Source organism: Candidatus Sarmatiella mevalonica, assembly GCF_016751895.1.
Taxonomy (GTDB): domain Bacteria; phylum Pseudomonadota; class Alphaproteobacteria; order Rickettsiales; family Rickettsiaceae; genus Sarmatiella; species Sarmatiella mevalonica.
The window spans coordinates 1-15,061 of record NZ_JACVVM010000029.1 but is presented as its reverse complement, the minus strand read 5'-3'; the positions used below and the strand labels follow the sequence as shown (position 1 = coordinate 15,061).

Genomic DNA, 15,061 nt, shown 5'->3' with positions numbered 1-15,061 from the left:
AAAATATACCATCCCATAAACGTCTGGCATCCCTAGGGGGCGGCCTGCCTTGTTTCCCCCTTCTTTTGTAAATTATCTTTTCGACTACGGCCCATTCTTCATCTGTTAAATCACTCGTATAGCTCGTTGACATCTCATATCCTCCCTTTGATGCCAATCATAACGATGTCCCTCCAATACTTCAACCTTTTGCGTGACTGGTTCTTAATCCATCGCTTCATATAAGCTCAGAATTTCTCAATGGGGTTTAGATCTAGCGAGTAGAGAGTTAGAAAAATAAGTTTGCACTCAACAGATTCAATCAAATCTCTCGTTTTTTGAAATTTACAAAATGCAGCATCATCCATTACCGCAACTTACCTAGGTTTTAGTTCTTTGATCAAGAAACTCTTCAACTCAAGTTTCAAATAATCTTGTATCACAAGAACCATTAAAAACCATCGACGCTATCGATTTGTGGCTAATATATCCAGTAATAAAAAGTAAAAACCTTAATCTTCAAAACTCAGAATCAGAGTCTGCAAAATTCAGAATAAGAGACAAAAACCCTTAATCTTCAAAATAATAATACGGCAGAAAAGTGCAAGACAGAAGAGAGGAAATCAAATATCAACACTAAAAACAATAGGGTAAAATAACAAAGCTGCCATATCCTCAAGCTATACAGATAGCTCCTTTACTTTTTTCGCAAGTCTAGAAATCTTTCTTGCCACTGTACCAGCTTTAATAACATTACTAGAGCCAGCTTTTGCAATTTTAGACTGCACGAACTGAAACCTTTTCTCTAACTCTTGTTTATTCCTAGCTTCTTCTGAAGAAATAAAAAGAAGGAAGGACTTAATAAATGTTCTTAAACTATTTCTAATTCCTCTATTACGCAATCTTTTTCTTTCTGAATTACGCACAGATTTAGAGGGTTTTTTTGATGAATTACTCATATACTAACTATCAACTTTGATTTATATTTCTCTTACTATCCTACTCGCGCTTACTTATACTCTTTTGCGTGATACTCTTTTGCTTGTTTTTACTGACCAATCCTCACTCATTTAGTCACTCGCTATCTTTTTTATTTATTTTGCTATGCTTAACTATAATAGTTCTAACAACACAATAAACTAAACCCCTTCTGAGACTCGACTCCCGAAGCTAACTGCGTCTGTCGATTCGAACCTCTCACTCAGCTGCATGTACGCCCGAAGTTCTGCGCTTTCATTTGTTTGCTACATCTAACCCTTATGAGTGAGTTTGAAAAGAGGTTATTTTACACCACCATTCATAACAAGACTTAGTATTCATAATAAGTCCTGATAGCGCGCAAGATGCGCAAATAAACACGAATATACGAACAGTAGGTCTATGCAAAACTCTATGCCTTCACAACAAGTCACATTCCCTGGCAGTTGATTCGAAGCTCCCCTATATTATCAAGTACACCCTAGCGTTCTGCACTTCGCGCACTCTACCCTCTTATTTGCTCACAACTTGAGCAATTTTGCAAGAGGTCTCATGAGTATTAACAGATATTAGTTTTTCGAAATACGTATTAATCCACGTGCATAGCATTAAGCCACGACATTAGGCGGCAGAATCAGTAGCAGGCATAGCAGAACCCACGTCAAACCTAAAACCCTTAGCATTCACGTCACGATCTACAAACTCAATATATGCCATACTAGCCATATCTCCATATCGAAAACCGGCTTTCACAATCCTCAAATAACCGCCGTTTCTTTGTGCATAACGGGTAGCTAAAACATCTACCAACTTTTTTACAGCAACTGAACTATGCAATATAGACAAAAGCCTACGATGATTCGCTAAGTTTGGTTTTTTTGCTATGGTTAATAAACGCTCCACAAAAGGACGAAGAACTTTCGCCTTCACTAGGGTAGTCTGAATCTGCTCATGCATCACAAGCGCTACAGCCATATTCATGAGCATAGCTTTCCTGTGACTAGAGGTTCTATTTAATTTTTTATGTTTTTTACCATGTCTCATAATAAATATCTACCTATCAAAGAGTTTCTCATGCACTCTAGTTTAACAAAAATCGAATAAAACTCAAGAGGGTAATCATGACATTTTTCAATAAACTATCTTTTTCAAAATTCCAACCCCTTCATGACGACTGCGTCGGTTAATGCAAAACCCTCGCATACTTCATATATACTCGAAGTTTCGAGCTCTCGTTAGACTTCCCCAGAAACTCTACCCCCTCACGTCAACTACGTGTCAAATACTCAAATCCTCCATACCTTATATATGATCGCAGTTCTGAGCATTTATTCGCTCCTTGCATTTGCTCATAACCCAAGCAATCCTGGAAGGTGTGGTGAATGATATTTTTTAATAGACCTCCTGCATAACCTATTTTGCGGGGTAATTTTGTTGTCAAAACTCCTTTGCACTCCTCATATACTGGAGTATGCTGCGGCGCTCAACATCATTTTTCCTAAAAATTCCTCCTTCATTTTTTAGATTATGCAAGAGGTCTAATCAATATTTGAATCAATAAAATATTATTAAATTTCCTAACGAAACTCTATTGTCGACAATAATTACCTCCCCAGCATCCAATGCGCGCCCAACACTCATCTACTTCAAATAGGCTAGGCGCTTCGCAACTTATACATACCACTCGCATTTATTCCTTGTGAGCAAGATCAGCCAGAAGGAGCGTTGCCCAACTATTCTCCTCTTCTTTTTTGAGGATTTTCTCAATACTAATCCACTACAAAATTCTTATCTTCTTTAGAAATTTCATGTAAATTTTCTGGAGGCCACTCAACATCCATACCAAGTCTTAAATCGAGCTCGGCCAACGCATCCTCCACTTCCCGCAAAGTCTTGCTGCCAAAATGCTGTATTTTCAACAAATCCTTATCAGAATAACGTACCAGATCCCCTATATATACCACATTCTGACCCTGCAAACAACCCATAGCGCGAGTAGAAAGAGTCAAGACCTCTATCTTTGCACACAAAGCGCGGTAATACCCACCAAACTCCTTACTTTTAAGCAAATCAACGCTCGGCGCTTCTAGGCTAGAAAAAACACTAAGCTGCTCTTGTAAAATGCTAGCAGCGCATATCACAGCCTCCTCAGGTGTCACCACGCCATTAGTACGCACATACATCACTAACTTATCATAATCAGTCACTTGCTTTATCCTGGTATTCTCCACATGATAAGTAACAGAAAGCACCGGACTAAATAAACAGTCAATTGGTATAGTACCGATAGGCATCGTAGGATCTCTCACTGCTTGCACATACCCTCTACCACGCTCGCACATAAGCTCCATCTCCAACTCGCGATCGGTTGATATAGTACAAATTAAAATATTTGGATCTAAGATTTGTACAGATGAATTTGAACCAATCATTCCAGACATCACGGCCATTGGCCCTGTAACTTTAAATCTAAGGGATTTTTTGTTTGTGGAATACATCTTCACAGGTATAGACTTTAGGTTTAGAAGAATATCAGTCATATCCTCCTGAACACCTTGTATAGTAGAGTATTCATGCAATACTCCTTCAATTTTGACAGAACTAATTGCAAAACCAGGAACAGAAGATAACAATATTCTACGCATCGCATTACCCAAGGTTAGCCCAAAGCCACGCTCTAACGGGCTCAATACAATCTTAGCATAACGCCGCACATCTTCTCCCGATTCTGAAAGAACAGTTAAATTCTCAGGCTTAATTAAGCCTCTACAATTTTTTTTAGACTCCATGAACCTTTTTCCTTAAAAATTTTCCAAATACACCAACAAAACTACCGGACAAGACTCAGACGCACAGAGAGGTACTTTACTAAAAGCTCCTTCATAACACAGAAAACGCTGTCTCATACAGACAAACTAAGCTTATACTCCAAACATTGCTCACGCCTAAGCGCGTCTACATTAGACTCCTTGCAAAACTCTACTCTACGACGTCTACTCATGACGGTAACCACACCCATCACCCTGAGCTCGAATCTTCACTAAACTTTATGTACGTCAAGCGTTCTTGCGCTAGAGTAAGCCTCTTACATTTACCTCTGACTTACACAAGCTTGGAATGGAGCATACCGCTCCTAAAGTTAAGTTGCGGTAAAGAACTTAATAATATACCTCTTGCGCAGACCTTATCCCTTCATAGCAACTGCGCCCATCACCGTCAATTCGAAACCCTCACTTCACTTCATGTACGCTCGAAGTTCTACACTGTCATTTTAATCTTTACATTTGTTCTTAATTGAGCGAGTTTTGGAAGAGGTCTAATATATTAAGCAAAAAAGCAAGCTCGCAACCAAAAGAATTTTATACACACAAAGCCAAAAAGCGTGGAATTTTTCTACCACAATCAAGTTTCTTATACAGCTAGATCCTTCTTCTCTTAGGTCTTTTTGTACCATTAAACGGAATAGCAGTATTATCCTCAATTCTAGTCACTACAAAGCGAGAGAAGAGGGCGCGCACTCCCGACTCTCGTTGAGCGCCAGGACCTTTTAAAACAATAGCCGCTAACGTTTTTACCCCATGAGCAGCAGCTTCATCTGCGGCTCTATTAGCTGTAACCTGAGCAGCGTGTGGAGTGGATTTTTTAGCACCCTTAAACCTATTCGCTCCAGCGCTAGAACTTGCGATGGTATTACCCTGCACATCAGTAATGGTAATAATAGTATTATTAAAGGTGGCATAGATATGAGCAATAGCTAAACCTATATTTTTTTTCTCTTTTTTTAGAACGACGTTCTTTTTTGACATAAAACCTACATAAACACTAAAATATCAAATAAAAATAAGAAAAAACATACATACACTAACTGCACATGTATACTTTTCTACACTTACGGTAATTGGATTCCCGCCACTATAACTTGCCATCAACATCATTTTCAACCATACTGCGCACGTTCGCTATGAGCGTGGCTAGAGTTACCGAAAAATGTTCTGCGTTAACAACTCCTTTGCCTAATCCTCATACAACCCTTTCTACGCAGCTCAGTTTTTGCTTTTATATACTCACTACTCATGAATCTGCGGTAAAAGGAGTAGTCCATTCGACCTCTCTCGCAACTCTACTCCTTAATGACAACTGCGTTGTTGCTCAAATTTACAACTCTAGCTTAACTGTTATGCATACCAAAGTTCCGCGTCTTCGTGTTCTTCTTACATTTGTTCTTGACCTAGTGCAAGCTTGGAAAGAAGCTAAGCGTACAACACAAAACTCCACGCACCTCAAATCTACTCCGCGATCCTCGCGTAACTTAGTATAATCCGCAAAAGATAATCCGCAAAAGTTTAAAAACCGAATTAGCTCTCATGCACAGCGTTTTAATCAACTCACAATAGATCCTGCAAAAACTCTATTTCCGGTAACGACAACCTTCTTCTGTCATCAACACACAATCCTCACTTAACTTTATGTACGACTCATGCTGACGCTAAGCTAATAGTAATACGCAACACCAACGCCTATGAGTTATGCAAATTTCGCAAAACAACATACATTAACATTAATCAAATTTAATGCACTCTATACAAAGATTTGTTTTACTCATCATACTCTTTAACCTACTATACTCAACTCACATATACTTTCGCCAGTCACTTTAACAAAGAATAGGGGGAGATGAATAAATTTCAAAACGGCATCTATCGCTAAGAGGCCATCCATCGGCAAGAAGTATTTGAGACTTTTTAAACTCCACTCCTAACAGCAATCACCCCCCCTCAGTTAAGGATTTTCAGCTTTCAATATCGCACATATTGCTCAAATAAGCTACCATCTTGAAATGCACAGTCGTTAATGTCACGCATCTTATGAGACAGTTATTCAAAGATACATAACTCCTTCACCTGAAATAGTTGAAAATAAATAACTTCTGATAACAAGAGGCCTGTTAACAAGTAACAGCGCACGCATCACTTACTACTTAGTCACCTTCTTCTTACCAGCAATCGGCACAGCCTTGCCTTTACGAGTTCTAGCGTTAGAATGAGTATTTTGCCCTCTCACCGGTAACCTAGCTCTATGTCTTAAACCCTGATAACACTTGATAGCAATTTTTCTTCTTATATCTTTTTGCACTTTAGCACGCAGAACCTCCTCCACTTCGAAAGTCTTTTCAATAAAAGAACGTAAATCAATAATCTGAGCATCACTCAAGGCATTCACTCTAACACTCTCATCTATTTTTAGATCAGCGCAGATTTTTTTAGCTAAAGTTAGGCCTATACCATAAATATAAGTAAGCGCTATCACTAAGCGCTTATTATTAGGTATACTAGCACCTGCAATTCTCATAACAATTTATATCTCTTAACTAATAATTAATTATTTCTTTATTTTCTTTACTTCTTTTACTTTTAATTTTTGCAACTTGCGCTTTTGTGTTTTAACCCGCATCACTCCTTGGCTCTGCATCATCGCAGCACTTTACTTGTGTTCTTACCACTAGCCATCGCAGATCTGATAACAACCAAGCAAAAGCCCGCAACAACCAAGAAACTAAAAAACTCAGTAACTAGCTCAACGCGCAGCGGTCGCATCTTGCTTCAGTAAAAAATAAAAATATGCATGTGCAAAAGCGCACATACATTAATCTACCAAGAATTCTAAAGCAAGAACTATTCACTGTCAATAGGCACAACCAATCTGGAATAATCTTAAACACCACGAACAACACATGCTATTCAGAACTCCTGGAACGCTTCTTTCTTTCATTAGGATCTAAGTATTCCTTACGCAATCTAATGCTATGAGGCGTCACCTCAACCCTCTCGTCATCCTGAATATAACTCATACTCCACTCCAGGGTCATCGGGGTTGGAGGAGGGAGTCTAATAGCCTCGTCCTTACCAGCAGCCCTCACATTAGACAATTTTTTACCTTTAAGCACATTCACCTCTAGATCATTTTCGCGGTTATGTTCGCCAACTATCATGCCAGCATATACCTTCTGCCCAGGACTTATGCACATTTTACCCCTATCAAGCAAATTAAATAAATCATAAGCAGTAGCCTCTCCTTGATCATTCGAAATAAGCACGCCATTCCTCCGGCCAGAAATCTTGCCATAATAAGGCCTGTATCCTAAAAACGAACGGTTCATTAAACCGGTTCCTCTAGTTTCGCTCAAAAATTGGCTATGATAACCAATCAAACCGCGCGACGGACCGTGAAAAGTAATGCGAGTCTTACCTCCGCCAGATGCGCGAGTATCAACCATCTCTGCCTTTCTCTGTGCCATACTCTGCATTACCACTCCAACAAATTCATCATCTACATCAACCTGTATCTCTTCTGCCGGCTCTAACTTCTGCCCATCTTGAGTAACAAATAACACCTTAGGCCTACTAATCGATAACTCAAAACCTTCTCTACGCATACTCTCTATTAGCACGCCAAGCTGCAACTCTCCCCTACCCGCTACTTCAAAGGCTTCCTTAGACTCGTTTTGCGTAATAGTAATAGCCACATTATTCTCCATTTCCTTAGCTAACCTTTCGCCAATCATACTAGAAGTGAGCTTAGAACCTTCTGTGCCAGCCAGAGGCGAATCATTTACGGAAACTGTAATAGAGAGCGTGGGTGGGTCAATTGGTAGTGCAAATAAAGCTTCCTCAACGCTAGGATCGCAAATAGTATCGGTTACGCTAGCCTTTTCAAAGCCCGCGATAGAAATGATATCTCCAGCATAAGCATAATCTAAAGAAACCTTCTCTAAACCTCTAAATGCAAGGATTTTCGTCACCTTCGAGTTTTCCATCAACTTACTTTCAGTGTTCAGCACCTTTACCTGCTGATTGCACTTCACAGAACCACTCATAATTCTACCAGTGAGCACTCTTCCTAAATAAGAATTATACTCTCTCATAGTCACAAGCATTCTAAAGGCTGGATCATCTTGCACATAAGGGCTAGGTATATAAGAAGCGATGGTTTCAAACAATGGAGCTAAATCCTTCCTCTCATCTTCCAAATCTTTTACGGCCCAACCAGATCGACCAGATGCATAAATCACAGGAAAGTCTAGCTGTTCACTAGTTGCGTCTAAAACAATAAAAAGCTCAAGAATCTCATCCAATACTTCATCTACTCTAGCATCCTGTCTATCAATCTTATTAATTAATACTATAGGCTTTAACCCTAACTTGAGCGCTTTTGTGAGTACGAACTTTGTTTGTGGCATCGGCCCCTCAGCCGCGTCTACTAATAACACCACGCCGTCTACCATACTTAATATACGCTCCACTTCTCCGCCAAAATCAGCGTGACCAGGTGTATCCACGATATTGATGCGTAAGTCATTCCATTCAATAGAAGTGCATTTTGCAAGTATTGTTATGCCACGCTCTTTTTCTTGATCATTAGAATCCATCACTCTTTCTGTCAAATTCTTAACATCCTTCACAGAACCACTCTGTTTAAGCATATTATCGACTAAAGTCGTTTTACCATGATCTACGTGGGCTATTATCGCCACGTTTCTAATATCTTGCTGCACTTTTCTAACTACCTCTATTTAATGGGTTATATTGTTATAATAATAAACGTATTTTACGTCATTGGCAGATTATGAGTGTATATATTTTTGTATAAAAGTCAAATTTTAGTATGCATTTATGCATTAATTTTATTACAAGTTGGGATTTTATTTGAATTAATTCATCTCATTATCTCATCTATCACTTGCTTCCTAGCAAGAGGAGCTCTATAGTATCCTTTGTCTGAATAGAAGAATTCTTTTAGGCGGCTTCAATTCTAAATTAGCTCAAGCAGTTTGTGCACTTCAGTGATGCTGTACGCAAGAAATATATCAATCTATCTCTGATATGTTCAATAAAATACCTGAAGTTGCTTAGATATCAACTAAAAAATTGTAGCATCATTCTTATTAGTGTTGAGTTGTTTTTATATATAGATTTTTACGAGGTTAATAAAAAATAAATGATTAAAAAAAATATTGTACTTTTTTATGCGGCGTTTGTATTATGCGTCAATATGTGTAACGTCAAGGCTGAATACGGTATGCCACCGCAATCAGACACGCAGGTGTCTATTCGAGCATTGTTTAAGTTTGAGGCTGGCACTCGTAGCCAATCGGGCCTTGCACCGAATGAAAAAAACATCTCGGGTATAAACAACGCTCTTGCCTTTTATACCGATGCTTTGTTCTTGCTTATTGGATCTCACCAAACTGAAAGTATGAAATATGGTATATACCTTGGTTTGCTAACCACCACAATGCCTAATAGAGCCGCTATGAATAACGGGTCAAACCTATTTGTAGAGTGGGATTATGGTAAGGTAGAAATGGGCTCTCCTTTTGACGCAGGCACTAAAATGCGCATATGTGGCTCTGACGTATCAGCTGCAGTGGCTGGCACATGGTCTCGCTATACCAACCTTGAAACAAATGCAATGAAATATAAAGGGGAAGTGATACCATTTGCAGTAAGCTCAGATTATTTTACAGACAGCTACTATTTGGTGAGTTTAAATGAAGATAGAGTTCGCGGTAGAACTGAGCCCGCTCGTAAACTCAATTACTTTACCAAGGAGATCTCTGGATTTCAATTTGGTGTATCCTATGTTCCAGACTCTAGCAATAACGGAACTGCAAATCCTAATGTAGTGGCTGTTAATAGAGAGGTTGATATAATAGGTGGTAATGACGGCAAATACGTTGCTGAGATTAACAAAAACGTTAAGAATGCCTTCACTCTAGGCTTATCTTATAAATATAAAATCGAAAATAACGTAGATATTAAAATTGCAGTTACTAGCGAGCTAGGTAGCCCGGCCGCACCTATGAAGGTTGGTTTGTTAAAAGACGCTGCAATCGGTAAATATAAAGAATCTGACCTTAAAACCTTAGATGATATCAAGCCGGAAGATTTTCAGCAAATACAATCTTATCCAGTCTCTCCAATGCGTACCATCAACGTAGGGGTTGTTGCAACTTATAGTAATTTTTCTCTCGGCGTCTCCTACGGTACGCTAGGTAATAGTTTAACAAACCAAACGTGGTGGAAAACTGGTAGAAATACTAGATATACAGAGGCTGCAATTGCTTATACACAAGGTCCTAGCTCTACGAGCATCACTTACTTTGGCTCTAAACAGTTTGGTAACTCTGTGATGGCATGGACTCTTGGTACAGACTATAAACTCGCTCCAGGTCTTCTTCCATATATAGAATATACTTACTTTGTGGCTAAGGGTAGACCTGTACAATATCAAGACGCTCCTATGTTAAAAACAAAAGGTTCAGTTGTGATACTTGGCTTTAAGTTTGCTCTTTAGTATAATAGAGAAATTTTGCTTAAGCTCTAATAACTTGGCTTTAATATAATAAGCTAATAAACTTGTAGTGAGCTTAGCTTTAATATGATAAATTTCAGAGGGGGTGCTATAGCATCCTCTTTCTGTCAACTACCCCGTCCTGCTTCTGGCAAAATTTTTATCATTTCCCACAACCCTTTGTACTTTTATTCACAGCTATTCTTAGTATCCGCATCAGAAATTTCCCTTTCTCTCTAACTTAAGTCTTACTAAACATACTATCTAATTCTTCTCTTGTATATCAAATAGAGTTTTTGTTGTAGATAGAGTATGTTGCATTACCTAATTTACCTGTAAAAAAATGTGATTGTTATGGATAGATTATTTTCACAAAAGTGTATGGAAATGCGAAAAATTATTAGACCTCTCGCATAACCTAAAAATGAAGGAGGAATTTTTAGGAAAAATGATGTTGAGTGCCGCAGCATACTCTAGTATATGAGGAGCGCAAAGGAGTTTTGACAACAAAATTACCACACGGAATAGGTTATGCAAGAGGTCTATTATGAAATACGAACAGATCAAAAAATTAGAAGCCGAAAAATTTCGCGGATTAACAGGGGTAAAACAAGAGACCTTTTGTAAAACGGTAGTTATTCTTCCAAGAAGCAGAAATCAAAAAGAAAGCAAAAGGTGGCAGAAGAAACAAGTTAAGTATCCAAGATCGTTTACTTATGGCTCTTGAATATATACGAGAATACCGTATATATTTTCATGTGAGTCAAAGTTATGGTGTAAGCGAAAGTACAGCCTATGATACAATTAAATGGATAGAAGACACTCATCAAGCATCCAGATTTTGCTTTACCAGGTTGTAAGGAATTACTTAAAAGCGATATGGAATATGAGGTTGTGCTTATTGATGCCACAGAAACGCCCATAGAGCGCCCAAAAAAAGAGATTTAAAAAGAAAAAGCGAAACAATGATATACACGCTTTTGTCAATGGTAAACGTCACGATTTTAGGGTATTCAAAGACTCTAACACTAAGATCAATCCTGATATAAAAGTCATTACTGATATGGGATACCAAATCATACAAAAGCTCCATGACAAATCCGAATTACCAAAAAAGAAAACAAGGAATAACCCACTAACGAAAGAAGCTAAAAAGAAAAATCATGAAATCGCAAGTCAAAGAGTAGCCAATGAAAATGTTATTGGAATGATTAAACGATTTAAAACTGACAAATACCGCAACAGACGAAAAAGATTCGGCCTAAGGTTCAATTTAATCTCCGCTATTTACAATATGGAATTACAAAAATGATAGTTTCCGCAGAGGTCTATTAAGTTGAAATTTGAGTATATAATGCGATAAAGTAATGAATTATGTAAATAAAGACAATAGCTGCAATAGAGCTGCATTGAAATTCGAGATATCACCAAATACAGTAAGGAATTGAGTCGCAAGATATAAAACAGAGGGTAATTATTTATCTAAAAAAGTTGGTGGCAAGAAAGGATTTTAATATGAGTGCAGCAGGTGCACATTATTGGTTAAAAAAAACTGGGATATATCTATAAAAAAAAGATTTTACCTATGTAGGAGCTTGCGAAGAAAAACGTGAGCGATATAAACAAAGAATAGGGGGGTATACCAACTCAAAGTCTTGTGTATATAGATGATAAGCGGTATTGATATGAGTATTTGTAAAAACAGAGGTTGGGGGGAAGCTACTGGGGAAAAAGAACGGCAAATACTATCAAAGAACAAACATCATAGCTGGTTATGTTAATCATACATCAATAGCACCAATGGTATTTAATAGACCTCTTGCATAACCTAAAAATGAAGGAGGAATTTTTAGGAAAAATGATGTTGAGCGCTGCAGCATACTCTAGTATATGAGGAGCGCAAAGGAGTTTTGACAACAAATTACCCCACGGAATAGGTTATGCAAGAGGTCTAATGGTTCGTGTAATACGCAATTAATTGAGGCCTGGGTAGAGAAATTTCTAATCAAAGAACTAAAAGCTGGTCAAGTAGTGATTATGGATAATGCTGCATTTCATAAATCTCAGAAAGTTAAAGAGTTGATAGAATCTGTCGGGTGCAAGCTTGCATTTTTGCCTACATATTCTCCAGACCTAAGTCCTATAGAAAAATTCTTGGCAAATATGAAACGTTGGATTAAGGGCAGAATCTCTTCTTTTGATAAACTTTATGATGCTTTAAACTAATTCTTTGTCTTACAGACCTCAACTTAATTTACTATATATCCCCTATATCTTTATAATTATGAACAAACTACAAAAAATCAATGATTGGCTTATAAAATGCAATAAAGCATATTTTATAAACAACGCCCCACTCATTACTGACCAAGAATACGACGCTCTTTTGCTAGAATATAAAGAATTAAGGAAGAAGCATCCCGAACAAATAATAGCAAATGATGTTTTATTAGAAATAGGTGCATCCCCAGACCAATCATTTAATAGCATGCCTCATAGCACACCCATGCTTTCGCTAAATAACGCTTTTTCTGAACAAGACTTGCAAGCATTTATAGATAGAATCAAGAAGTTTTTATTATTACAATCCACACCACAGCTTGCATGTGAAGTAAAAATAGATGGCCTTTCTTTTTGTGCACGATATGAAAATGGCATCTTCACACAGGGTTTAACTAGAGGTGATGGGTGGCAGGGAGAGGATATTACGCAAAATCTTAAAACTATCCAATCTTTACCGCAAAAAATTGATATTGACGTACCATTTTTAGAAGTAAGGGGGGAGGTGTATATCAATAAATCAGATTTTATATCACTCAATCAAGAGCAGATTAAAAATAATAAATCGCCATTTGCAAACCCGCGCAACGCAGCCGCTGGGTCGCTTAGACAGTTAGACTATAGAATAACGCAGGCTAGGCCATTAAAATATTTTGTTTATACTATCAGTCATAATATCAAAAACTTCGTCTCAACACAAATAGAACTATTGTGCAAACTCCGTGCCCTTGGATTTGTGGTCAACCCAGAATATATATTAACTGATGATATACAACAAATATTTGCTTTTTACCGCAAGATTGATAGCATTAGAAATTCTTTACCTTACCAGATAGATGGTGTTGTGTATAAGGTGAATGATTTTAATCTACAAGAGCGCTTAGGTTTTAATGCAAAAGCGCCACGATTTGCCATCGCGCATAAATTTGGCGCTACAAGCGCTACGACTAGAGTTTTAGATATTATCATGCAAGTTGGTAGAACGGGCGTTATCACTCCAGTGGCAAAGCTGCATCCTATAGAGCTAGAAGGCGTAACTATAAGCAGTTCCACCCTGCATAACCTACATGAGATACAAAAAAAAGATATCATGATTGGTGACTGGGTAAAGCTATATCGCGCAGGAGATGTGATTCCAAAAATTCTATCGGTGGAGCTGAGCAAAAGAGATGGTAGTGAGCGCACATTTGTTTTTAATGGTTTGTGCCCATCTTGCGGTACACCAATATCAGAAAAAACAATATTGAATAGACCTCTTACAAAACTCGCTCATGATGAGCAAATGCAAAGACCAAATGAAAGCGCAGAACTTCGAGCGTACATGAAGTTAAATGAGGATTCGCACATCGACAGCAACGCGCAGTTGTCATTAGGAGTAGAGTTATGCAAGAAGTCTAATGATAAAATCATTAGGTGTATTAACTATTATTGCCCGGCGCAAGTGCTAGAAAGGTTGGTGCATTTTGTTTCTAGGCAAGCTATGGATGTGGAGGGTTTAAGCTCTAAGCAGCTCAAAATTTTGTTGGATAGGGGGTTGTTAAAAAATTGCGTAGATCTATTTGACTTACATCGTCATCGCTCTGAGTTATTAAGCATACCTAGGTTTGGCACAAAATCTGTCGATAATCTGCTGTCTAATATTCAAAAAGCACAAAATGTCACTTTAGATAGGTTTATTTATGCTCTAGGCATAGATCACGTGGGTTTTGCCGTTGCTCGCAATTTTGCGCAAGAATTTAAGAATATTGCAAGTTTTATTGAGTGGATGGAAAAATTAAAGCGCAATCAATCTGACGCAATAGAGAGGCTAGAAGAGATGAGTGGCATTGCTTCGAAAACCATCATTGACATGCAAAAATTCTTTAATCAGGAAGAAAATTGGCGCATATTAACGCAATTGTCATCAATTCTAGATATCAAAGAATGCGTGCGCACAGAGCAGTTGTTGCATAATAAAATATTTGTGTTTACTGGCACTTTAAGCTTCATGTCTCGCGCAGAAGCTAGGCAACGCGTAGAAAATCTTGGCGGAAAGGTGGCCAGCAGCATCTCTAGCAAAGTCACATACTTAGTGCTTGGAGAAGGGGGTGGAAGCAAAATAGAAAAGGCGAGCGCCATTGGTGTTTCGGTGCTAAGCGAAGAGGAATTTTATAGAATACTCCAGTAGAGCGCGCACTTTGAATACTCTATACCTAACCCTTAGCGCTTAAGCAAACTACGTAACTGATAATAAGGAATTTGTACATCTTTATATAATGGTACATTTTGATATAACGTCTTTGACATATAGTAATTTAGGTTGGATTAGATATAATTTTTCGTTATAATGAAAGGAAAAATGACAAAAAGCTATATACTAAATTAGCTTGAGGTAGCGTAAATTATATGATAATATGAAGCAAAAAATGCGAGCATATAGTATAGATTTACGTAAAAAAGTAATAAGTTTTATAAAAAGCGGTAATAGCCAAAA

11 protein-coding genes and 1 pseudogene are annotated in these 15,061 nt (G+C 37.9%); 4 read left to right on the top strand and 8 right to left on the bottom strand.

What is annotated here, in order from left to right; genetic code table 11:
* Positions 1 to 659 precede the first annotated feature (659 nt).
* The 6 genes from rpsT to typA form a co-directional block, all read right to left on the bottom strand.
* Entirely contained in the window at positions 660 to 938 is a 279-nt protein-coding gene (gene rpsT, locus Sarmat_RS03425; protein WP_202149436.1) for a 30S ribosomal protein S20, read from the bottom strand.
* Between the two features lie 640 nt (positions 939 to 1,578).
* Positions 1,579 to 2,001, bottom strand: coding sequence for a 50S ribosomal protein L17 (gene rplQ, locus Sarmat_RS03420; protein ID WP_202149435.1), 423 nt, complete (start codon positions 1,999 to 2,001; stop codon positions 1,579 to 1,581).
* A 725-nt stretch (positions 2,002 to 2,726) separates the two neighbouring features.
* Positions 2,727 to 3,746, bottom strand: coding sequence for a DNA-directed RNA polymerase subunit alpha (locus tag Sarmat_RS03415; RefSeq protein ID WP_202149434.1), 1,020 nt, complete (start codon positions 3,744 to 3,746; stop codon positions 2,727 to 2,729).
* A gap of 630 nt (positions 3,747 to 4,376) precedes the next feature.
* Complete coding sequence (rpsK, locus tag Sarmat_RS03410) at positions 4,377 to 4,763, bottom strand: 30S ribosomal protein S11 (RefSeq protein ID WP_202149433.1); 387 nt, start codon at positions 4,761 to 4,763, stop codon at positions 4,377 to 4,379.
* Between the two features lie 1,168 nt (positions 4,764 to 5,931).
* A complete protein-coding gene (gene rpsM / locus Sarmat_RS03405; RefSeq protein WP_202149432.1) occupies positions 5,932 to 6,306 on the bottom strand; it encodes a 30S ribosomal protein S13 in 375 nt (124 codons plus the stop codon).
* A 385-nt stretch (positions 6,307 to 6,691) separates the two neighbouring features.
* Complete coding sequence (gene typA, locus Sarmat_RS03400; protein ID WP_341826603.1) at positions 6,692 to 8,509, bottom strand: translational GTPase TypA; 1,818 nt, start codon at positions 8,507 to 8,509, stop codon at positions 6,692 to 6,694.
* Positions 8,510 to 8,952: 443 nt separating this feature from the next.
* Here typA and Sarmat_RS03395 point away from each other — a divergent pair, with 443 nt between their 5' ends.
* Positions 8,953 to 10,311: a porin gene (locus tag Sarmat_RS03395; protein WP_202149431.1), complete on the top strand. Its 1,359-nt coding sequence runs from the start codon at positions 8,953 to 8,955 to the stop codon at positions 10,309 to 10,311.
* Between the two features lie 366 nt (positions 10,312 to 10,677).
* Here Sarmat_RS03395 and Sarmat_RS03390 read toward each other — a convergent pair whose 3' ends face one another.
* Positions 10,678 to 10,845 (bottom strand): hypothetical protein, encoded by a 168-nt coding sequence (locus Sarmat_RS03390; protein WP_202149430.1) that lies wholly within the window; start codon positions 10,843 to 10,845, stop codon positions 10,678 to 10,680.
* Positions 10,846 to 10,855: 10 nt separating this feature from the next.
* On the opposite strand from Sarmat_RS03390, the pseudogene Sarmat_RS03385 reads away from it, so the two are divergent.
* Positions 10,856 to 11,620, top strand: a pseudogene (locus tag Sarmat_RS03385) (transposase family protein).
* 476 nt (positions 11,621 to 12,096) lie between these two features.
* Here Sarmat_RS03385 and Sarmat_RS07080 read toward each other — a convergent pair.
* Positions 12,097 to 12,228 carry a hypothetical protein gene (locus tag Sarmat_RS07080; RefSeq protein ID WP_279611747.1) on the bottom strand — a complete coding sequence of 44 codons (132 nt, stop codon included), beginning with the start codon at positions 12,226 to 12,228 and terminating at the stop codon, positions 12,097 to 12,099.
* Between Sarmat_RS07080 and Sarmat_RS03380 the strand changes: the two genes are divergently transcribed.
* Positions 12,229 to 12,534: a transposase gene (locus Sarmat_RS03380; RefSeq protein WP_202149437.1), complete on the top strand. Its 306-nt coding sequence runs from the start codon at positions 12,229 to 12,231 to the stop codon at positions 12,532 to 12,534.
* A 58-nt stretch (positions 12,535 to 12,592) separates the two neighbouring features.
* Positions 12,593 to 14,755: an NAD-dependent DNA ligase LigA gene (gene ligA, locus Sarmat_RS03375; protein WP_202149429.1), complete on the top strand. Its 2,163-nt coding sequence runs from the start codon at positions 12,593 to 12,595 to the stop codon at positions 14,753 to 14,755.
* Positions 14,756 to 15,061: the final 306 nt, after the last annotated feature.

Excerpts from the sequence above, each read along its gene's own strand:
- rpsT (WP_202149436.1), bottom strand. The coding sequence starts at position 938 with ATGAGTAATTCATCAAAAAAACCCTCTAAATCTGTGCGTAATTCAGAA.
- rplQ (WP_202149435.1), bottom strand. The coding sequence starts at position 2,001 with ATGAGACATGGTAAAAAACATAAAAAATTAAATAGAACCTCTAGTCAC.
- Sarmat_RS03415 (WP_202149434.1), bottom strand. The coding sequence starts at position 3,746 with ATGGAGTCTAAAAAAAATTGTAGAGGCTTAATTAAGCCTGAGAATTTA.
- rpsK (WP_202149433.1), bottom strand. The coding sequence starts at position 4,763 with ATGTCAAAAAAGAACGTCGTTCTAAAAAAAGAGAAAAAAAATATAGGT.
- rpsM (WP_202149432.1), bottom strand. The coding sequence starts at position 6,306 with ATGAGAATTGCAGGTGCTAGTATACCTAATAATAAGCGCTTAGTGATA.
- Sarmat_RS03395 (WP_202149431.1), top strand. The coding sequence starts at position 8,953 with ATGATTAAAAAAAATATTGTACTTTTTTATGCGGCGTTTGTATTATGC.
- ligA (WP_202149429.1), top strand. The coding sequence starts at position 12,593 with ATGAACAAACTACAAAAAATCAATGATTGGCTTATAAAATGCAATAAA.